The sequence below is a fragment of the Bradyrhizobium tropiciagri genome (assembly GCF_018130505.1).
Classification (GTDB): domain Bacteria; phylum Pseudomonadota; class Alphaproteobacteria; order Rhizobiales; family Xanthobacteraceae; genus Bradyrhizobium; species Bradyrhizobium tropiciagri_B.
In genome coordinates this window covers 206,816-225,874 of sequence record NZ_JAFCKH010000002.1, presented here as the reverse complement: position 1 = coordinate 225,874, position 19,059 = coordinate 206,816, and the positions used below count along the sequence as shown (strand labels likewise).

Here is a 19,059-nt window from a genome sequence, read left to right as displayed (position 1 = left end):
GATGGGCAACGCTACTCCCCCGCGCGCTTGGCGGCCTTCTCGAATTTCTTGAAGACGCGGTCACGCTTCAGCTTCGACAGATAGTCCACGAACAGCACGCCGTTGAGATGGTCGATCTCGTGCTGGATACAGGTGGCGTAGAGCCCCTCCGCATCCTCCTCATGCACCTTGCCGTCGAGATCCAGGAAGCGCACGCGCACCCGCGCCGGGCGTTCGACCTCCTCGTAATATTCGGGGATCGAGAGGCAGCCCTCTTCGTAGACCGACAATTCCTCCGAATGCGCGACGATCTCCGGATTGATGAAGACGCGCGGCTTGGCCTGGGTCTCGCCGTTCTCGTCACGCTTGGCGAGGTCCATGGTGATCAGCCGCAGCGGCTCGGCGACCTGGATCGCCGCCAGCCCGATGCCGGGCGCGTCGTACATGGTCTCGAGCATATCGTCGGCGAGCTTGCGGATTTCCGCCGTCACCTTCTCGATCGGTTTCGACACCAGCCGCAACTGCTTGTCCGGCAGGATGATGATTTCTCTTAATGCCATGCGCGCGATTTAAGCCGCTGACATGATGGGGTCAATGCGCTTCCGGAACCGGTTAAGCCGCTGTTAACCGCGTTTCTTCACGCGACGTTAACCACGAAAATCAGGGATTGATCAACCATAAGCGTTCCCTCTTCGTTCGCAGCCGGCCGCGAATCGGGTTACAACGGCGGGCATGAACGAGATTCTCCTCACCATCGGCGACCTGCCGGTCCATGTCTCCGACGCGCTGATCGGCCTCGGCGTGCTGGCGCTGATCCTGCTGCTGACCATCGCCGTCGTGATCGCGCGGGCGAGCCGGCACGGCGCGGAACTGGCGATGGCCCAGACCATCCGCGCCGACGAACTGGAGGAGCGGCTCGCCGACATGCTGCGCGCCCAGAGCGAAGCCTCGGGACGGGTCGACGCGATGGCCCAGGCGCTGGCCGGCCGACAGGCCGAGATGGCCCGCGCCGTCAACGAGCGGCTGGATTCGGTGACGCACCGGGTCGGCCAGTCGATGGAACAATCGACCCGCAACACGATGGACTCGCTGCGCGTGCTGCACGAGCGGCTCGGCATCATCGATCACGCGCACAAGAACCTCAACGAACTCACGACGCAGGTCACGACGCTGCGCGACGTGCTCGCCAACAAGCAGTCGCGCGGCGCGTTCGGCCAGGCGCGGATGGAAGCGATCGTTCAGGACGGCATGCCGATGGGCTCGTACGAGTTCCAGCACACGCTGAGCACGGGCAAGCGGCCGGACTGCGTCGTGTTCCTGCCCGACCAGCGGCCACTGTGCATCGATGCAAAATTTCCGCTCGAGGCGATGACCGCGCTGCACGACGCGCGCAGCGACGACGAGCGCAAATTCGCCAGCCAGCGGCTTCGCATCGACGTGCTCAAGCATGTCAGCGACATCGCGGAGAAATACCTGATCCCGGGCGAGACCCAGGACACCGCGCTGATGTTCGTGCCGTCGGAATCAGTCTACGCCGAGATCCATGACGGTTTCGACGACGTGGTGCAGAAGGCCTACCGCGCCCGCGTCGTGCTGGTGTCGCCCTCGCTGTTGATGCTGGCGATCCAGGTGATGCAGCAGATCCTCAAGGATGCCCGCATCCGCGACGCCGCCGACCAGATCCGCAACGAGGTGATGCATCTCGGCGACGACCTCGGCCGCCTGCGCGAGCGCGTGCTCAAGCTGCAAAATCACTTCGGCCAGGTCAACGAGGACGTCCGGCAGATCCTGATCTCCGCCGACAAGATCGAAAAGCGCGCCGGCCGCATCGAAGAGCTCGACTTCAGCAAGTCCGAAGCCCCGATCGAGGTGCCGCGCTTCGTGAAAGGCGCACCCCCGGAGTTGTTCCCCGCCCCGCGCAAGCTGCAGGCGGGGGAGTGATTACCCGGAGATGGTTGGTGGCGGCAGATAGGCCTCTGGGATACTGGATCGCCCGGTCAAGCCGGGCGATGACACCATCTTTGTGGCTCGAATCTGCTGCCAACGTTACCGCAGCTCGCACCTCACCACCGGTGTCATCGCCCGGCTCGACCGGGCGATCCAGTATTCCAGAGGCGACAGATGGGAGCACGCCACCAGGCCGATGACAGTCTTTTTGCGGCCGAATCTGCTACCAACGGGCTCATGACAGCACCTCAAGCTTCGTCGGACGCGTCGACCAAGCCGACACCGGAGCCGCCGCGCCGCACCTCCTGGCGCGACAGCCTTGCGGTGTACCTGCAGCCGCGGGTGCTGATCGTGCTGCTGCTCGGCTTCTCGTCCGGCCTGCCGCTGGCACTGTCGGGTTCGACGCTGCAGGTGTGGATGAAGGAATCCGGCGTCGATCTCGGTACCATCGGGCTGCTGGCGCTGATCGGCACGCCCTATACGCTCAAGTTCCTGTGGGCGCCGCTGGTCGATGCGCTGCATGTGCCGCTGTTCACGCAGATGTTCGGGCGGCGCCGCGGCTGGCTGCTGTTCTCGCAGCTGCTGCTGATCGCCGCGATCCTGGTGCTGGCGATGGCGGATCCGGCGCGCTCGCCGTGGTTCGCCGCCTTTGCCGCGCTCTTGGTGGCGACCATGTCGTCAACGCAGGACATCGTGGTCGATGCGTTCCGCGTCGAGAGCCTGCCCGAGAGCGAGCAGGCCGCCGGCATGGCGTCCTATGTCGCGGCCTATCGCGTCGGCATGCTGGTGTCGACCGCGGGCGCGCTGTTCATCGTGTCCGGCTTCGAGGCGTCGGGCCTTGCGCGTCCGACGGCGTGGATGTGGGGCTATGTGGTGATGGCGGCGATGATCCTGATCGGCATCGTCACCGCGCTTGCCGCGACCGAGCCGGCCCAATCGCGCGATGCCGAAGCGGCGACGCATACGCAGAACGCGGCCCAGCGCGTGTTCCACGCGGCGCTCGGTGCCTTCTCCGAATTCCTGACCCGCAAGGACGCCTTCGTCGCGCTGGCCTTCGTGGTGCTGTTCAAATTCACCGACGCGTTCTCCGGCACCATGACCGCGCCGTTCGTGATCGACATCGGCTTCTCCAAGGTCGACTACGCCGCGATCGTGAAGGGCGTCGGCCTCGCCGCCACCCTGATCGGCGGCTTTGCCGGCGGCTTCGTGGCGCGGCGCTATCCGCTCGCGACCAGCCTGTGGATCGGCGGCGTGCTGCAGGCGCTCGCCAACCTGTCGTTCTCCTGGCTGGCGCATGTCGGGGTCAATCAATGGGCGCTGGCGCTCGCGATCACCGCGGAGAATTTCACCAGCGCGATCGGCACCGTGATCTTCGTCGCCTATCTCTCGGCGCTGTGCCGCAATCCGCTGCACACCGCAACCCAGTACGCATTGCTCACCGCGCTCGCCGCGGTGGGGCGCACCTATCTGTCATCGGGCGCGGGCTATGTGGCGCAATATGTCGGCTGGTCGGCGTTCTTCGTGATCTGCGTGCTGGTCGCGGTGCCGAGCCTGCTGCTGCTGGCCTGGCTGCAGAAGCGTGGGCATTTCGACGAGCTGGGGCCGATAAGGGTTTAGGACCTGTAGCCCGGATGCAGCGAAGCGCAATCCGGGAAAGTCTCGCGGCTGGCACGACTGCCCCGGATTTCGCTTCGCTGCATCCGGGCTACGGGCTACGAGTTTCGATGGAGAGGCCGCGGCGTACTGGATCGCCCGGTCGAGCCGGGCGATGACACCGAGATTGAGGCACGAGCCTACATCGAGGCGCGAGCCTACTTCGCCACCACGCTCCACTTCGTGACGATGGCTTCGCTGACCTGGCCGGCGTCCTGGGCGCAGGCGACCTCGTCGATCTTCACCGAGATTTCCTTGCCGACGAGCCGCTTGAGCTGCGTGGTCTGCGCGTCGCTGGTGGTGACGAGCTGGAAGGTCTCGGGCCCGGTCTCGAGATTGCAGAGGCCGTTCGGCGCCGGCAGACGGCGCGGCTCGCTGGTGATCTGGTAGGTGGCGACCCGCTTACCCTGCTTGCCGGAGCGCACCCGCAGGGCGCTGAGTTCCCCCGACAGCACCTCGCCGGAATGGATCGGCTTGCCGGGCTTCTGCGGCGCTTCGGCCTGCTGCGCCAATGCGCAAGGCACAGCCAAGGTTACCGCCAGAAGCGCAAAGCCCAGGCGAACGCCGAATCGGTGTGTCGTCATTTTCAATGATTCCGTCTCTGATTCGCGAGAAAGCTTGGATGACCGTCCCCGAATCGTCATCCAACCCTATCATATTGTTTCAGCGCGACCTTTCGCGATCGTGCCGGCTCGCTTGGCGGGAGCCGCAGCATCCCCTCATGCGCCGTTCGCGCTAGAACAGCGTCCGCTGCCGCATCGCAGCCGATAGCGTACCTTCATCGAGATAATCAAGCTCGCCGCCGACGGGCACGCCATGCGCCAGCCGCGTCACCCGCACATTGGCTTCCGATAACAGGTCGGTGATGTAGTGCGCCGTGGTCTGGCCGTCGACGGTGGCATTGAGCGCCAGGATGATCTCGCTGACTTCGGGCGCATGCGCGCGCGCCACCAACTGATCGATGGTGAGGTCCTGCGGGCCGACGCCGTCGAGCGGGGACAGCGTCGCGCCGAGCACGTGATAACGGCCATTGGTCGCGTTGGCGCGTTCCAGCGCCCAGAGATCGGCGACGTCGGCGACCACGACGATGATCGAGGGATCGCGGCGCGGATCGGTGCACACCGTGCAGGGGTTTTGTGTATCGATGTTGCCGCAGGTCTTGCAGACCTGGATCTTGTCGATCGCGACCTGCAGCGCCGCGGTCAGCGGCGTCATCAAGGCCTCGCGCTTCTTGATCAGATGCAGCGCCGCACGCCGCGCCGAGCGCGGGCCGAGCCCGGGCAGCCGCGCGAGCAGCTGGATCAGGCGTTCAATCTCCGGGCCTGCAACGCTTGCAGCCATTTAAGTGGGACCAAATCCCGGCGGCAGGCCGAGCCCGCCCGTGATCGCCATCATCTTTTCCTGCATCGCCGCCTCGGCCTTGCGGCGAGCGTCGCCATGCGCGGTGACGAGCAGGTCCTCGAGCACTTCGCGCTCTTCTTCCTTCATCAGCGAGGGATCAATCCTGACGCCCTTCACTTCCATCTTCGCGGTCATGCGCACGGCGACGAGGCCGCCGCCGGAGATGCCCTCGACCTCGACATTGCCGAGCTCGTCCTGCATCGCCTGCATCTTGGACTGCAGCTGCGCTGCCTGTTTCATCATGCCGAGAAAATCAGCCATGGCTAAATCCCTATAACCAGATCAATCGTCGTCGCTGTCGGAAGTTTCAATCGGGTCTTCGCCGGTCGCATCCGCCACCGGGACCTCGGCAGCCAGGCGGCGAACCTCGATCACCTTGGTGCCGGGAAACCGCGACAGCACCTCCTGCACCCGCGGATCGGCCTCGGCGGCGCGCTGGTGCTCGCTGCGCGCCAGTTCGTTCTGCGAGCGCACGGTCGGCTGGCCGGCCTCGTTGGAGATGATCACAGTCCAGCGCCGCCCGGTCCATAGTTCGAGCTTGCGGGAGAGATCGGTGACGAGCGCGCGCTGCGCCTTCGGCTCCAGCGCGATCTCGAGCTGGCCGTCCTCGATGCGCACCAGCCGGACATCGGCTTCCAGCGCGGCCTTGGTCATGATGTCGCGCTTCTCGCCGGCGAGCGCGATCAGTTGCGGAAAGCTCGTGATACGTAGCGCCGGTGCGGCGTTGGCTGCCGGCGCCGCCATCTGCGGCCGCGCCGCCAGATCGGCGCGCGGCGCGCCCTGCGGCGCACGAACCGACGCTGACGGCATCGTCGACATCGACGCGGACGGTGCGCCCCGCGACGGCGAGGAGGCGCCCGACGAGGTCGCCGGCGCAGCGCCGCCGCCATTCTGCTCGATCATCCGGATGGCTTCATCCGGCGTCGGCAGATCGGCGACATAGGCGATCCGCACCAGCACCATCTCGGCGGCGGCGGCGGGACGCGTCGCGGTCTGCACCTCGGCGATGCCCTTGAGCAGCATCTGCCACATCCGCGACAGCACCCGCATCGACAGTTTGACGGCGAACTCACGCGCGCGCACCCGTTCGGTCTCGCCGAATGCGACATTCTCGGCGGTCGCCGCTACCACCTTGACGCGGGTGACGAAATTGACGAACTCGGCGAGGTCGGACAACACCACGACCGGATCGGCGCCCACATCATACTGCGCGCGGAACTCGGCGAACGCAGCGGCAAGATCGCCGCGCGCCAGGGAATCGAAGAGATCAATCACGCGGGTGCGGTCGGCGAGACCGAGCATCTGCCTGACGGCATCGGCCTTCACATTGCCGGCGGCATGCGCGATCGCCTGGTCGAACAGCGACAGCGAATCGCGCACCGAGCCTTCGGCGGCACGCGCGATGATGCCTAGCGCCTCGGGCTCGACCTCGACGCCTTCCTTAGCCGCGATGTTGCCGAGATGCTTCATCAGCACGTCGGCCTCGACGCGGCGCAGGTCGAAGCGCTGGCAGCGCGACAGCACCGTAATCGGCACCTTGCGGATCTCGGTGGTGGCGAACACGAACTTGGCGTGCTCCGGCGGCTCCTCCAGCGTCTTCAGGAAGGCGTTGAACGCCGCCGTCGACAGCATGTGGACTTCGTCGATGATGTAGACCTTGTAGCGCGCGCTGGCCGGCGCATAGCGCACGCTGTCATTGATCTGGCGGACATCGTCGACGCCGGTGTGGGACGCGGCGTCCATCTCCAGCACGTCCATGTGCCGGCTTTCCATGATCGCCTGGCAGTGCACGCCGAGGTCGGGCATGTGGATGGTCGGGCCCGTCACCGAACCGTCGGGCTTCTCGTAGTTCAGCGCACGGGCGAGGATGCGCGCGGTGGTGGTCTTGCCGACCCCGCGGACGCCGGTCAGGATCCAGGCCTGCGGAATCCGCCCGGTCTCGAACGCGTTCGAGACGGTGCGCACCATGGCCTCCTGGCCGATCAGATCCTCGAAGCTGGAGGGGCGGTATTTGCGGGCGAGAACCCGGTAGGGCTTGGCGGGATCAGACGCGCCGCCCAAATCAAAACCGCCTTGGTCGAAGCCGCTCTGGCCCGCGCCGTCGGACGAATGGGGAGGGTCGCCAGCGTCGTTCATGCGTCGATCCGCAACTTATCTCTCTCGGCAGCCGGCGTGCGGATAGGAGCCAAAATCGAGCGCCGGGCGCGGAGACCGCCGTTCCAGCGCGATTCGCTCGGAAAAACAGGTAGGAGACTGACGAGCGACCCGATCCGGACCTCGTTAGGGCTGCTTCCTTCCGGACCTGACCCGGTTGGCGAGTGGCTCGTCCACCGCCAATCTCCCGGTCCCTATTTGGGGCCAAAAGCGCCGGAAAGCAAGCGGCCTGACCGGGTTAATGGGTCGGGTTTGTGGGACTTGTAAGGGAACACGGAAAGGCATTACTTGCCCTCCATGCCGTCAGCCAAATGGACGCTGCATACGCAGCTCGAAAAAGACACCATCGATATCGGCGACCTGCCGCTCTGCAAGGTGCTGGTCATCAAGGATGCGCATTATCCCTGGTTGCTGCTGGTGCCGCGGCGCGAGGGCGCGGTCGAGATCATCGACCTCGGCGAGGTCGAGCAGGCGCAGCTGATGACCGAAATCACCCGCGCCTCGCGGGCGCTCAAGGAAGTGACCAAGTGCGACAAGCTGAACGTCGCCGCGCTCGGCAACCTCGTCCCGCAGCTGCACGTCCACGTCATTGCCCGCCGCACCACCGACGCTGCATGGCCGCGTCCCGTCTGGGGCGTGATGCCGCCGCTGGCGCATGACGCCGAGGAAGTGCAGAATTTCATCAACGCGCTTCGCCGCAAGATCTGGTTGGGTTGATATTCAATGTCTGCATCCAATTCCTTTCCGCTCGGGCAGCCGGCCTTCGTCACCAATGTGCTCGACCGCGCCGCGCATCTGCGCGCCAATGACGAAAAGCTATTCGCGATGGAGGGGCACCGCGAGGCACGGGCCTATGTGATCTATCGCGACTCGTTGGTGGTGAAGCAGGAGGACGGCGGCGCCCGCGCGCTGCTGTCGCTCGACGAGGCGCGCGGCTTCGGCGCCAATCCCGGCACGATCTTCCTCGGCCTGCGCGACGGCGCGCCGGTGTTCGGCATGGGCATCGCGCCGCAGGCGGCGGAGAAGCTGGTCGGACGCAGCGACGTCGCGGTCACCGAATTGCGCGGCATGGCGATGCAGGGCGTGGTGCCGCCGGAGCAGCTTTCGGCGATCGCGATGGCGAAGTCGATGGTGGGCTGGCACCAGCGCCACGGCTTTTGCGCCAATTGCGGCGCGCGCACCGCGATGAAGGACGGCGGCTGGAAGCGCGAGTGCCCGAGCTGCAAGGCCGAGCATTTCCCGCGCACCGATCCGGTCGTGATCATGCTGGTCACCCACGGCGACAAGGTGCTGCTCGGCCGCCAGAAGCAGTTCATGCCCGGCATGTATTCCTGCCTCGCCGGCTTCGTCGAAGCCGCCGAGACCATCGAGGACGCGGTGCGCCGCGAGATCTTCGAGGAATCCGGCATCCGCTGCACCGACGTCAATTACTACATGACGCAGCCCTGGCCCTATCCGTCGTCGCTGATGATCGGCTGCACCGCGCGCGCGACCAATGAGGAGATCGTGGTCGACCGCACCGAGCTGGAGGATGCCCGCTGGTTCGACCGCGCCGAGGCGACGCTGATGCTGCGGCGCCAGCATCCCGACGGCCTCGCCGGCCCGCATCCGTTCGCGATCGCCCATCATCTGCTCGGCCGCTGGGTGCACGACGGAAATCCGTTGGACAATTAGCGGGAACCGGAAATCGCCCTGCCGATTAGATCGGGACACCGCTTCTCACCCCAAGCGGAACCAGCACGATGGACCCCCGCATGAATTCCAAAGCCGGCGCCTCGAAAGCCTCGCCTCGCATCCTCTGCATCGGCCTTCCGGTGCGCGACCTGACCTTCCGCGTCAGCGTCCCGGCGCGCGGCTCCAAGGAAAACGCGACGCATTTCGACGAGATCTGCGGCGGCAACGCCCTGAACGCGGCGATCGGCATCGCGCGGCTGGGCGGCCGGGCCTCGATCTGCGGACCGATGGGCGATGCCAAGGAAACCTCGAGCCGCTACATCTTCGACAAGATGGCCGAAGAAGGCATCGAGACCAACCATCTCATCCACATGCCCAATCTCGTGACGCCGATCTCGGCGATCATGATCGACGATACCGGCGAGCGCACCATCGTCACCTTCCGCGATCCGGAGCTGTGGAAGGTGAAGCTGCCGCCGACCGACGTGCTGCTGGAGGACTGCGCGGCGATCCTGACCGAGAGCCGCTGCGCCTCGTTCTGCACCGAGCTGTGCGCCGAGGCGGTGCGGCGCGGCATTCCCGTGGTGGTCGACGTCGACCGCGCGATGTCGATGCGCGAGGGGCTTCTCACCGCCTCCTCGCACCTGGTGTTCTCCAGCGAGCCGCTGCAGGAGACCGCCGACGTCACCGACGACGGCCAGGCGCTGCAGAAACTCGCCAAGCTGACCCCCTCGTTCCTGGCCGGCACAAGGGGCCCCAAGGGCACGATCTGGCTCAATGAAAAGGGTGAGTTGGAGGAGACGGCGGCGTTCCCGGTCCATACCGTCGACACGCTCGGGGCCGGCGACGTCTTCCACGGGGCGTTCGCGCTCGCGGTCACCGAGGGGCAGGAGCTGCGGCAGGCGCTGCGCTTCGCCTCCGCGGCTGCAGCGCTGAAATGCACCCGCTACGGGGGCGCTTATGCCGCACCGCAACGTGCTGAAGTTGAAGCGTTTTTGGCCGAGCACCAGGAAGTCGGGGCGGCCTAGGCGGGCAGGAACCGCTTGCCTGAGAAGATTTTTCTATATATGAGGGATACCAACCCATCATATGGAACATTCTTCTATGTCCGACGCCGCCCTTCAGATTGCCGAGAACCGCCGCCTCGACACCATCGACCGCAAGATCCTGACCGTGCTGCAGGAGGACGCCTCGCTCTCCGTCGCCGAGATCGGCGATCGGGTCGGGCTGTCGTCGACACCGTGCTGGAAGCGCATCCAGCGGCTTGAGGCCGACGGCGTGATCCTTCGCCGGGTGGCGCTGGTCGACCAGAACAAGATCGGGCTCGGGATTTCGGTGTTCGTCTCGGTCGAGAGCGCCGACCATTCGGAAGCCTGGCTGCGCAAATTCGCCGACGCCGTCAGCGCCATGCCCGAGGTGATGGAGTTCTACCGGATGGCCGGCGATGTCGACTACATGCTGCGCGTCGTGGTCGCCGACATGCAGGCCTATGACGTCTTCTACAAGAAGCTGATCTCAGCGGTGCCGCTGAAGAACGTCACCTCGCGCTTCGCGATGGAGAAGATCAAGTCGGTGACCGCGCTGCCGGTGCCGGCGGCGTAAGCATCGACACACGCCACTGTCATCGCCCTCGCCGCTGTCATCGCCCGGCTTGACCGGGCGATCCAGTATTCCAGAGACAGTCATTGTTGAGCCGATAGGCCCCGGCGTACTGGATCGCCCGGTCAAGCCGGGCGATGACAGCTTGCTCGTGGCCGGCGCTCTCTCAGATCTTCTGATTGTACTCGCCGACCTCAGGATGGGTGCGCAGCACCGAATCCATCGCCTCGAACATGTCGTGCATGCGCTGTTCGCTGACCGGGCTCTCGACCACGACCACCAGCTCGGGCTTGTTCGAGGAGGCGCGCACCAGGCCCCAGCTGCCGTCCTCGGCCGTGACGCGGACGCCGTTGACGGTGACGAGATCGCGGATTTTCTGCCCCGCGACCTGCTCGCCCTTCTGCTGCAGCGTCTCGAAGTGCTTCACGACAGCATCGACCACGCCGTACTTCGCCTCGTCGGCGCAATGCGGCGACATCGTCGGCGACGACCAGGTCTTCGGAATCGCGTTCTTCAGGTCGGCCATCGACTTGCCGGGCGCGCGGTCGAGCATCTCGCAGATCGCGATCGCCGACACCAGGCCGTCGTCATAGCCGCGGCCGAACGGCTTGTTGAAGAAGAAGTGGCCGGACTTCTCGAAACCGGCGAGCGCATTGAGCTCGTTGGTGCGGCGCTTCATGTAGGAATGGCCGGTCTTCCAGTAGACGGTCTTGGCGCCCTGCTTCTGCAGCACCGGATCGGTGACGAACAGGCCGGTCGACTTCACGTCGACGACGAACTGCGCGTCCTTGTGGATCGCCGACATGTCGCGCGCCAGTATCACGCCGACCTTGTCGGCGAAGATCTCCTCGCCGGTGTTGTCGACCACGCCGCAGCGGTCGCCGTCGCCATCGAAGCCGAGACCGACATCGGCCTTGTGCGCCAGCACCGCATCGCGGATCGCGTGCAGCATCTCCATGTCTTCCGGATTCGGATTGTATTTCGGGAAGGTGTGATCGAGCTCGGTGTCGAGCGGGATCACCTCGCAGCCGATCGCCTCCAGCACCTGCGGCGCGAACGCGCCGGCGGTACCGTTGCCGCAGGCGGCGACGACCTTCAGCTTGCGCTTCAGCTTCGGCCGGTTGGTGAGGTCGGCGATGTAGCGCGCCGGATAATTTTCATGGAATTGATAGGAGCCGCCGGCCTTGTTGTTGAACTCGGCGTTGAGCACGATCTCCTTCAGCCGCGTCATCTCGTCGGGGCCGAAGGTGAGCGGACGGTTGGCGCCCATCTTGACGCCGGTCCAGCCATTGTCGTTGTGCGAGGCGGTGACCATGGCAACGCAGGGCACGTCGAGATCGAACTGGGCGAAGTATGACATCGGAGTGACGGCAAGGCCGATATCATGCACCTTGCAGCCGGCCGCCATCAGGCCGGAGATCAACGCGTATTTGATCGAGGCGGAATAGCCGCGGAAATCGTGGCCTGTGACGATCTCCTGCTTGACGCCGAGCTCTGTGATCAGCGCGCCGAGCCCCATGCCCAGCGCCTGCACGCCCATCAGGTTGATTTCCTTGTTGAACAGCCACCGCGCATCGTATTCGCGAAACCCGGTCGGTTTCACCATCGGCTCGGATTCGAAGGCATAGGTATTCGGAACCAGCGCGGATTTCGGCTTGGGAAACATGGATCGGCCTTATGGTCGAAGTCGGAGGAACATCGCCGCAGCCTTAGCGAATGCGCCGGCCAAGCGAAAGGTGAGACTAATGGCTGGTGGCCGATAATTGCGGCAGAAATGGCGGTGGCATCGGGGTGAGCCCCGGGCTAGCCGATCAGGCGCTGGATCTCTGCTCGACGACCGTTCTCAGAGGCGGCAGCGCGAATTCGACTGTATCCCAGACAAACTGTGCAGCGACGTCTTCATAGTCGTGCCGATAGACATTGCCGGCCCCTGCCATCTGCTTCCAGGCGATTCCGGGATGGCGCGCCTTGAGCTCCTCCGGGAGGCGCCTCGATGCCTCCGAAATGATTTCCAGGCAACGCGTCACCGCGTAGACCGATCGAATGTCCAATTTGAATGTCTGACGATCGTGGCCTTCGATGAACGTCGTGGCCAAGTGTACGTGATGCAGGATGTCGCGAAGCGTACCTTCAACGCGATCAGAAGGCATAGATGGCATCGGCCGTAGCAGTAGGTCGGACGTGTAACTTCAGCGCGTCGCGATTGACGACATCCACGGGCCCTTCAAAAAGTCCTGAGATATATTGCTTGAGATCGACATAGTCGAAGACCGTCAATCGGGCGCCCGGATCGATTTCGATCATGATATCGATATCGCTATCAGCGCGGTGATCGCCCCGCGCGACCGAGCCGAACAGGGCAGCATGCGTCACGCCGCGCCGGCGCAGGGCCTGCTCGGAACGTCGCAACGTGTCGATCGCATCGGTACTGTTCATGCAGCCATCATAGCATGCGGAAGCGGCGACCGGGAGGGGCCGCATCCACGCTGAATCGCAGAGATTTACTGCTCCAGCACCAGCTTGCCGTTGGCGTATTCGAAGCGCTTCAGCTTCGACAGGAAGGACAGGCCAAGCAGGTTTTCCGACAGCGCCTCGTCGGGCAGCACCAGCGCCTCGACGTCGCGCACGGTGAGGTCGCCGAGCTGGATCATGGCAATGCGGGTGCGCGCGGCCTTGACGGTGCCGTTGGCGGTTGAGACGCGCGCGTTGTAGTCGTTCGGCGTCGGACGCACACCGAAGCGCGCGGCCGAGGTCTCGTTCAGGGCGACCACCGACGCGCCGGTGTCGATCATGAATTCGACGCGCTGGCCGTCGATGCGGCCGTCGGTCGCGAAATGCCCGCGGGGATCGCGCGGGATGCTGAGCGTGCGGGCGCCGGCCTGCGCGACGGTGAGGGCGGGAGCCTTCGTGGTCTGCGCCGTGGTCGCGGCGGCGGGCGTCATCTTGCTGGCCGTCTGGGCCATGAACGTGCCCAGCCCGATCAGGATGGCCGCGAAAATCATCAAATTACGCATGACACCATACTCGGAGAACCGAACACGCAATTTCACCACGCCGCACGCCCCGCCGCGAGCAAGGCCGGCAGCGCGAGCCTGCCATTTTGGCGAAAAGGATGAGCGAAGGGTTAATGCGGTGCTCTGGCTGGCGCTTTGATTTGGACACGCGAGGCTGAGCCTCTCCACGGGCGGGGTCGGGCCACACAACGCGGTGTCATCACCGGCTTGACCGGGTGATCCAGTATTCCAGAGGCCGCGGTTATTGAACCGATGGGCCGCGGCGTACTGGATCGCCCGGTCAAGCCGGGCGATGACAGTGGAGAATGGGGACACAGTCCGTAGCCCGGATGGAGCGCAGCGCAATCCGGGGCCGCTTCATCCGCGGGTAGCACGCTCCCGGATTTCGCTTCGCTCCATCCGGGCTACGAAGCTGCGTCCCGCGCTCACGTGCCGCGCGGCTTCACCCGGCGGGTCGGCATCGCGCTGGCAGGGTCCTCCGGCCAGGGGTGGCGGGGGTAGCGGCCGCGCAGGTCGGAACGGACGGCGGCATAGCTGCCGCGCCAGAAGCCCGGCAGGTCGCGCGTCACCTGCACCGGGCGCTGCGCCGGCGACAGCAGTTCCAGCACCAGCGGCACCGCGCCCTTGGCGATCGAGGGATGGGTATTGAGCCCGAACAGCTCCTGCAGCCGCACCGCGATGGTCGGGCCCTGCTCGGCCTCGTAGTCGATCGCAAGCTGGGTGCCGGTCGGCGCCTCGAAATGCGTCGGCGCCTCGCGGTCGAGCCGGGCACGCAGCTCCCACGGCAGCAGCGACGTCAGCGCATCCGACAGATCGCCGGCGGAGAGCTCCTTCAGCGCGGCCTTGTCGTAGAGCGCCGGCACCAGCCAGTCCCCGGCGCGCGCGGCGAGCGCGGTGTCCGACAGATCGGGCCAGCTCTCGCCCTCGGCCTTGCGCAGGAACATGACGCGGTCGCGCCACTGAATGGCATGTTTCGACCAGGGCAGCCGGTCGAGCCCCGCGGCGATCAGGCCGGCGGCGAAGATGCGCGCGGTCTCGGCCGACGGCGACAGCGACATCGGCGCCTCCGACAGCGTGATCGCATGCAGCGACCGTCTGCGCCGCGCGCGCAGCGCCATCGCGCCGCGGTCGAACGTCACCTCCTCGGCATTCTCGATCTGGTCGCCGAAGCGCTGCTCGATCTCGTCCTGCGTGATCGGCGCCGCCAGCAGGATGCGGCCGCTCGCCGCCGTGCCGGTCAACTCGGCGACCGCGATATAGGGCGCGCGTGCCAACGCGGAGGTCTGCTCGACCGCGGCACCGCGGCCATTGGCCAGCACAAAGCCGCCATTGCCGCGATTCTTCGCGACGCGATCCGGGAACGCGAAGGCCAGCATCACGCCGGTCGAAATATCCTTCTGTTCGCCCGCCGAGGTCTCGACCTGCCTCGCCCAACGCTCGGCCATGCTGCGCGCGCTCGACGACCGCTGCGAGCGGTCGCGGCGGAACTGGTCGAGCCTGTGATCGAGATCGACGCTGTCACCGCCGAGCCCGCGCTCGGTGAGGACCGCCGCGATCTCGGCCGCCGCCTCCGCCGCGCCGAAGCGGGCGGAATCCACGATCATGCGCGCCAGCCGCGGCGGCAGCGCCAGCGCACGCAGGCTCTGCCCTTCGGCGGTGATGCGGCCGTCGCCGTCGAGCGCGCCGAGTTCGTTCAGCAGCGATTTCGCCTCCTTCCACGCCGGCGCCGGCGGCGGGTCGAGGAACGCCAGGCTCGACGGATCGCTGACGCCCCATTGCGCGAGGTCGAGCACCAGCGAGGACAGATCGGCGGAGAGGATTTCCGGCGCGGTGTAGGCCGCGAGCGAGGCGGTCTGCGGCTCGTCCCAGAGCCGGTAGCAGACGCCGGGCTCGATGCGGCCGGCACGGCCGCGCCGCTGGTCCACCGCGGCGCGCGAGGCCCGCACCGTCTCGAGGCGCGTCAGCGCGATATCAGGCTCGTAGCGCGGCACCCGCGCGAGGCCGCTATCCACCACGATGCGCACACCCTCGATGGTCAGCGAGGTCTCGGCGATCGAGGTCGCCAGCACCACCTTGCGCGTTCCCTTCGGCGCCGGCGCAATGGCGCGGTCCTGCACGGTCGCATCGAGTGCGCCGAACAGCGGCACGATCTCGAACGAGGGATCCTGCACGCGCTCGGCGAGGAAGGTCTGCGTGCGGCGGATCTCGGCCGCGCCGGGCAGGAAGGCCAGCACCGAACCGGCGTCGGCGCGCAGCGCGGTCGCGATGGTGTCGGCCATCTGCCGCTCCACCGGCGCATCCATCTTGCGGCCGACATAGCGGGTCTCGACCGGGAAGGCGCGGCCCTCACTCTCGACCACCGGCGCCTCGCCGAGCAGCCTTGCGACGCGCGCGCCGTCGAGCGTTGCCGACATCACGAGGATGCGCAGATCCTCGCGCAGGCCGGTCTGCGCGTCGCGCGCCAGCGCAAGGCCCAGGTCTGCATCGAGCGAGCGCTCGTGGAATTCGTCGAACAGCACCGCGGCGACGCCATTGAGCTCGGGATCGTCGAGGATCTGGCGCGAGAATATGCCCTCGGTGACGACCTCGATCCGGGTCGCGCGCGACACCTTCGAGCCGAAGCGGACGCGATAGCCGACGGTATCACCGGTGCGCTCGCCGAGCGTCTTCGCCATCCGCTCGGCGCTGGCCCGCGCGGCGATGCGGCGCGGCTCCAGCACGATGATCTTCTTGCCCTTGGCCCAGGGCGCGTCGAGCAGCGCCAGCGGCACGCGCGTGGTCTTGCCGGCGCCGGGCGGCGCCACCAGCACCGCGGCGTTGTGCCCCTCGAGCGTGCGATCGAGATCATCGAGCACGGCATCGATCGGGAGCGGTGAGTCAAAAGTTCGAGGCAATATTGATCCGGTGTGGCGACATTTCCCCTCGCCCCGCTTGCGGGGAGAGGGTCAGGTGAGGGGGATTCTCCACAGCCGCGCTTGTGGAGAGTCCCCCTCACCCGGCGCTTCGCGCCGACCTCTCCCCGCAAGCGGGGCGAGGTGACACAGATATCATGCCCGCGGCATCGGCGCGCGGCCGACGCTGTCATAGGCAAAGCCGTGCGCGGCCATGTCCTCGGGACGGTAGATGTTGCGCAGGTCGATCACGACCGGCTGCTTCAGCTCCGCCTTCAGACGATCGAGATCGAGCGTGCGGTACTGCACCCACTCGGTGACCACGACCATGGCGTCGGCGCCCTTCACACACTCATAGGGATCGTCGCAATAGTCGATGTCGGGCAGCTCCTTGCGCGCCTGCTCCATGCCGACCGGATCGTGCGCGCGCACCTTGGCGCCCATGTCGAGCAGGCCGGTGACCAGCGGGATCGACGGCGCCTCGCGCATGTCGTCGGTGTCGGGCTTGAAGGTGAGGCCGAGCACCGCGATGGTCTTGCCGCGCAGGCTGCCGCCGGAGAGGCTCGCGACCTTGCGCGCCATGGCGCGCTTGCGGTTGTCGTTGACGCCGAGCACGGCCTCGACGATGCGCAGTTGCACGTCGTGGTCCTGCGCGATCTGGATCAGCGCGCGGGTGTCCTTGGGGAAGCAGGAGCCGCCGAAGCCGGGACCGGCATGCAGGAACTTGGAGCCGATGCGATTGTCGAGCCCGATGCCGCGCGCGACCTCCTGCACGTCGGCGCCGACCTTCTCGGACAGGTCGGCGATCTCGTTGATGAAGGTGATCTTGGTGGCGAGGAAGGCGTTGGCGGCATACTTGATCAGCTCCGCCGTGCGCCGTGCGGTGTACATCAGCGGCGCCTGGTTGAGCGACAGCGGCCGGTAGACATCGCCGAGCAGCTTGCGTCCGCGCTCGTCCTCCGTGCCGACCACGATGCGGTCGGGGAATTTGAAGTCGCGGATCGCGGCGCCCTCGCGCAGGAATTCCGGATTGGAGGCGACCACGACATCGGCGGCGGGATTGGCCTCGCGGATCAGCCGCTCGACCTCGTCGCCGGTGCCGACCGGCACGGTCGACTTGGTGACGACGACGGTGAAGCCCTTCAGCGCGGCGGCGATCTCGCGCGCGGCGCCGTAGACATAGGTGAGGTCGGCATGGCCGTCGCCGCGCCGCGACGGCGTGCCGACCGCGATGAACACCGCGTCGGCCTCGGCCACCGGCGCCGCGAGGTCGGTGGTGAATTCGAGCCGCTTGGCCTTCACATTGGCCGCGACCAGCGCATCGAGACCGGGCTCGAAGATCGGGATCTCACCGCGATGCAGCGCGGCGATCTTGCCGGCATCCTTGTCCACGCAGGTCACATCGTGACCGAAATCCGCAAAACACGCACCCGACACCAATCCCACATAACCCGTGCCAATCATGGCAATGCGCATGAAACCACCCGCTTCCTATGGTTAACCAGCCCTGGATTCGTGCGCCTCTTAGAGCATTTGCCGATCAAGGGAAAGCGCAGGTCTCCGGCACATTGTTTGTATGAATAAAGGAGAAAGCAACGGATCGGACGGATGATACCCCGATTGGGGTGAAACGGGACGAAGATGACCATAAACGGCACAACCACCGCGACAGATCGTTCCGCCGGAACCGGCGAGCGTGTCGACTGGGTCGACTATGCCAAGGGCATCTGCATCGTGATGGTGGTGATGATGCATTCGGTGCTCGGGGTCGAGAAGGCCGCCCACGACACCGGCTTCATGCATTATGTCGTGATGTTCGCGAAGCCGTTCCGGATGCCGGATTTCTTCCTGATTTCCGGGCTTTTCCTGTCGGTCGTGATCGACCGTGACTGGCGTACCTATCTCGACCGCAAGGTGGTGCACTTCGCCTATTTCTATGTGCTGTGGGTGACGATCCAGCTCGGCTTCAAGGCGCCGTCGGTAGCCGCCGAGGCAGGCTGGGCTCAGGCCGGGCTGCTTTATCTGCAATCCTTCATCGAGCCGTTCGGCACGCTGTGGTTCATCTACCTGCTGCCGATCTTCTTCATCGTCACCAAACTGACACGCAACATTCACCCGCTCGTCATCTGGCTGCTGGCCGCCGCGCTCGAGATGGCGCACGTCACCACCGGCTGGATGGTGATCGACGAGTTCTGCTCGCGCTTCGTCTATTTCTTCACCGGCTACGTCCTGGCGACTTACGTCTTCGCGCTGTCTGACCGGGCACGGGCCCGGCCTGCGCTCGCCCTGCTCGGACTGGGGCTGTGGGCGCTGGTCAATGGCGGGCTGGTCGCGCTCGACGTCAGCGAATGGCCGCTGGTGTCGCTGGCGCTCGGCCTTGCGGGCGCCTGCGCGATCATCGTGATCGGCACCCTGCTGGCGCGGGCGCACTGGCTCAACTTCCTGCGCTTCTGCGGCGAGCATTCGATCGTGATCTACCTCGCCTTCTTCCTGCCGATGGCCGCGACCCGGACGCTGATGCTGCGGACCGGCATCATCACCGACATCGGCCTGATCTCGCTGATCGTGACCGCGGTCGGCGTCGCCGGCTCGCTGGTGATCTGGCGGCTGGCGCTGGCGGCCGGGGCGAATTTCCTGTTCGAGCGCCCCGCCGCGTTCTGGATTGCCCCGAAGAAGACAGCGCCCGCTTTGCAGGCGGCTGAATAGGCCCCTCGAAAGTGCCGAAAGTCACGGAGCGGATTCGTTCC

General features: G+C 66.0%; 18 protein-coding genes and 1 other RNA gene. 7 read left to right on the top strand and 12 right to left on the bottom strand.

The window, feature by feature from the left end; all coding sequences use genetic code 11:
* Positions 1-11 precede the first annotated feature (11 nt).
* The gene (gene def / locus JQ633_RS05340) at positions 12-539 is read right to left on the bottom strand and encodes a peptide deformylase (protein ID WP_211983188.1); all 528 of its coding nucleotides are present in this window, start codon (positions 537-539) and stop codon (positions 12-14) included.
* 172 nt (positions 540-711) lie between these two features.
* Here def and JQ633_RS05335 point away from each other — a divergent pair, with 172 nt between their 5' ends.
* Positions 712-1,920, top strand: a complete 1,209-nt coding sequence (locus JQ633_RS05335; protein WP_211983186.1) for a DNA recombination protein RmuC — start codon at positions 712-714, stop codon at positions 1,918-1,920.
* Positions 1,921-2,163: 243 nt separating this feature from the next.
* Positions 2,164-3,543 carry an AmpG family muropeptide MFS transporter gene (locus JQ633_RS05330; RefSeq protein ID WP_211983185.1) on the top strand — a complete coding sequence of 460 codons (1,380 nt, stop codon included), beginning with the start codon at positions 2,164-2,166 and terminating at the stop codon, positions 3,541-3,543.
* A gap of 194 nt (positions 3,544-3,737) precedes the next feature.
* Here JQ633_RS05330 and JQ633_RS05325 read toward each other — a convergent pair whose 3' ends face one another.
* From JQ633_RS05325 to ffs, 5 genes are all read right to left on the bottom strand, one after another.
* Entirely contained in the window at positions 3,738-4,163 is a 426-nt protein-coding gene (locus JQ633_RS05325; protein WP_211983182.1) for a hypothetical protein, read from the bottom strand.
* Between the two features lie 151 nt (positions 4,164-4,314).
* Positions 4,315-4,920, bottom strand: coding sequence for a recombination mediator RecR (gene recR, locus JQ633_RS05320; protein WP_028335942.1), 606 nt, complete (start codon positions 4,918-4,920; stop codon positions 4,315-4,317).
* Positions 4,921-5,241 carry a YbaB/EbfC family nucleoid-associated protein gene (locus tag JQ633_RS05315; RefSeq protein WP_211983180.1) on the bottom strand — a complete coding sequence of 107 codons (321 nt, stop codon included), beginning with the start codon at positions 5,239-5,241 and terminating at the stop codon, positions 4,921-4,923.
* A 21-nt stretch (positions 5,242-5,262) separates the two neighbouring features.
* The gene (locus tag JQ633_RS05310; RefSeq protein WP_211983178.1) at positions 5,263-7,116 is read right to left on the bottom strand and encodes a DNA polymerase III subunit gamma/tau; all 1,854 of its coding nucleotides are present in this window, start codon (positions 7,114-7,116) and stop codon (positions 5,263-5,265) included.
* A gap of 109 nt (positions 7,117-7,225) precedes the next feature.
* An RNA gene (gene ffs, locus JQ633_RS05305) (signal recognition particle sRNA small type) lies at positions 7,226-7,322 on the bottom strand.
* A gap of 109 nt (positions 7,323-7,431) precedes the next feature.
* Here ffs and JQ633_RS05300 point away from each other — a divergent pair.
* From JQ633_RS05300 to JQ633_RS05285, 4 genes are all read left to right on the top strand, one after another.
* On the top strand, positions 7,432-7,851 hold the full coding sequence (locus tag JQ633_RS05300) for an HIT domain-containing protein (RefSeq protein ID WP_211983176.1): 420 nt from the start codon (positions 7,432-7,434) through the stop codon (positions 7,849-7,851).
* A gap of 6 nt (positions 7,852-7,857) precedes the next feature.
* Positions 7,858-8,808: an NAD(+) diphosphatase gene (gene nudC, locus JQ633_RS05295; protein WP_211983174.1), complete on the top strand. Its 951-nt coding sequence runs from the start codon at positions 7,858-7,860 to the stop codon at positions 8,806-8,808.
* 80 nt (positions 8,809-8,888) lie between these two features.
* Positions 8,889-9,836, top strand: coding sequence for a sugar kinase (locus tag JQ633_RS05290; RefSeq protein ID WP_211983173.1), 948 nt, complete (start codon positions 8,889-8,891; stop codon positions 9,834-9,836).
* Positions 9,837-9,912: 76 nt separating this feature from the next.
* Positions 9,913-10,410, top strand: coding sequence for an Lrp/AsnC family transcriptional regulator (locus tag JQ633_RS05285; RefSeq protein ID WP_211983171.1), 498 nt, complete (start codon positions 9,913-9,915; stop codon positions 10,408-10,410).
* 163 nt (positions 10,411-10,573) lie between these two features.
* On the opposite strand, the gene JQ633_RS05280 is transcribed toward JQ633_RS05285, so the two are convergent.
* The 6 genes from JQ633_RS05280 to JQ633_RS05255 form a co-directional block, all read right to left on the bottom strand.
* Positions 10,574-12,073: a phosphomannomutase/phosphoglucomutase gene (locus tag JQ633_RS05280; RefSeq protein WP_211983169.1), complete on the bottom strand. Its 1,500-nt coding sequence runs from the start codon at positions 12,071-12,073 to the stop codon at positions 10,574-10,576.
* A 145-nt stretch (positions 12,074-12,218) separates the two neighbouring features.
* A complete protein-coding gene (locus JQ633_RS05275; RefSeq protein WP_211983167.1) occupies positions 12,219-12,557 on the bottom strand; it encodes a HepT-like ribonuclease domain-containing protein in 339 nt (112 codons plus the stop codon).
* Positions 12,547-12,843, bottom strand: a complete 297-nt coding sequence (locus JQ633_RS05270; RefSeq protein WP_211983166.1) for a nucleotidyltransferase family protein — start codon at positions 12,841-12,843, stop codon at positions 12,547-12,549. The genes JQ633_RS05275 and JQ633_RS05270 overlap by 11 nt, the downstream gene beginning before the upstream one ends.
* A 65-nt stretch (positions 12,844-12,908) precedes the next feature.
* On the bottom strand, positions 12,909-13,421 hold the full coding sequence (locus JQ633_RS05265; protein ID WP_249158841.1) for a TIGR02281 family clan AA aspartic protease: 513 nt from the start codon (positions 13,419-13,421) through the stop codon (positions 12,909-12,911).
* Positions 13,422-13,846: 425 nt separating this feature from the next.
* Positions 13,847-16,315, bottom strand: a complete 2,469-nt coding sequence (gene hrpB / locus JQ633_RS05260) for an ATP-dependent helicase HrpB (protein WP_211983164.1) — start codon at positions 16,313-16,315, stop codon at positions 13,847-13,849.
* Between the two features lie 153 nt (positions 16,316-16,468).
* Entirely contained in the window at positions 16,469-17,788 is a 1,320-nt protein-coding gene (locus JQ633_RS05255) for a UDP-glucose dehydrogenase family protein (protein ID WP_211983162.1), read from the bottom strand.
* Between the two features lie 165 nt (positions 17,789-17,953).
* On the opposite strand from JQ633_RS05255, the gene JQ633_RS05250 reads away from it, so the two are divergent.
* Positions 17,954-19,018: an acyltransferase family protein gene (locus JQ633_RS05250; protein WP_211983160.1), complete on the top strand. Its 1,065-nt coding sequence runs from the start codon at positions 17,954-17,956 to the stop codon at positions 19,016-19,018.
* Positions 19,019-19,059: the final 41 nt, after the last annotated feature.

Excerpts from the sequence above, each read along its gene's own strand:
- JQ633_RS05335 (WP_211983186.1), top strand. The coding sequence starts at position 712 with ATGAACGAGATTCTCCTCACCATCGGCGACCTGCCGGTCCATGTCTCC.
- JQ633_RS05250 (WP_211983160.1), top strand. The coding sequence starts at position 17,954 with ATGACCATAAACGGCACAACCACCGCGACAGATCGTTCCGCCGGAACC.
- JQ633_RS05330 (WP_211983185.1), top strand. The coding sequence starts at position 2,164 with ATGACAGCACCTCAAGCTTCGTCGGACGCGTCGACCAAGCCGACACCG.
- nudC (WP_211983174.1), top strand. The coding sequence starts at position 7,858 with ATGTCTGCATCCAATTCCTTTCCGCTCGGGCAGCCGGCCTTCGTCACC.
- JQ633_RS05255 (WP_211983162.1), bottom strand. The coding sequence starts at position 17,788 with ATGCGCATTGCCATGATTGGCACGGGTTATGTGGGATTGGTGTCGGGT.
- JQ633_RS05315 (WP_211983180.1), bottom strand. The coding sequence starts at position 5,241 with ATGGCTGATTTTCTCGGCATGATGAAACAGGCAGCGCAGCTGCAGTCC.
- JQ633_RS05325 (WP_211983182.1), bottom strand. The coding sequence starts at position 4,163 with ATGACGACACACCGATTCGGCGTTCGCCTGGGCTTTGCGCTTCTGGCG.
- JQ633_RS05270 (WP_211983166.1), bottom strand. The coding sequence starts at position 12,843 with ATGAACAGTACCGATGCGATCGACACGTTGCGACGTTCCGAGCAGGCC.
- recR (WP_028335942.1), bottom strand. The coding sequence starts at position 4,920 with ATGGCTGCAAGCGTTGCAGGCCCGGAGATTGAACGCCTGATCCAGCTG.
- JQ633_RS05290 (WP_211983173.1), top strand. The coding sequence starts at position 8,889 with ATGAATTCCAAAGCCGGCGCCTCGAAAGCCTCGCCTCGCATCCTCTGC.
- JQ633_RS05265 (WP_249158841.1), bottom strand. The coding sequence starts at position 13,421 with ATGCGTAATTTGATGATTTTCGCGGCCATCCTGATCGGGCTGGGCACG.
- JQ633_RS05275 (WP_211983167.1), bottom strand. The coding sequence starts at position 12,557 with ATGCCTTCTGATCGCGTTGAAGGTACGCTTCGCGACATCCTGCATCAC.
- JQ633_RS05280 (WP_211983169.1), bottom strand. The coding sequence starts at position 12,073 with ATGTTTCCCAAGCCGAAATCCGCGCTGGTTCCGAATACCTATGCCTTC.
- JQ633_RS05285 (WP_211983171.1), top strand. The coding sequence starts at position 9,913 with ATGTCCGACGCCGCCCTTCAGATTGCCGAGAACCGCCGCCTCGACACC.
- JQ633_RS05310 (WP_211983178.1), bottom strand. The coding sequence starts at position 7,116 with ATGAACGACGCTGGCGACCCTCCCCATTCGTCCGACGGCGCGGGCCAG.
- JQ633_RS05300 (WP_211983176.1), top strand. The coding sequence starts at position 7,432 with ATGCCGTCAGCCAAATGGACGCTGCATACGCAGCTCGAAAAAGACACC.
- def (WP_211983188.1), bottom strand. The coding sequence starts at position 539 with ATGGCATTAAGAGAAATCATCATCCTGCCGGACAAGCAGTTGCGGCTG.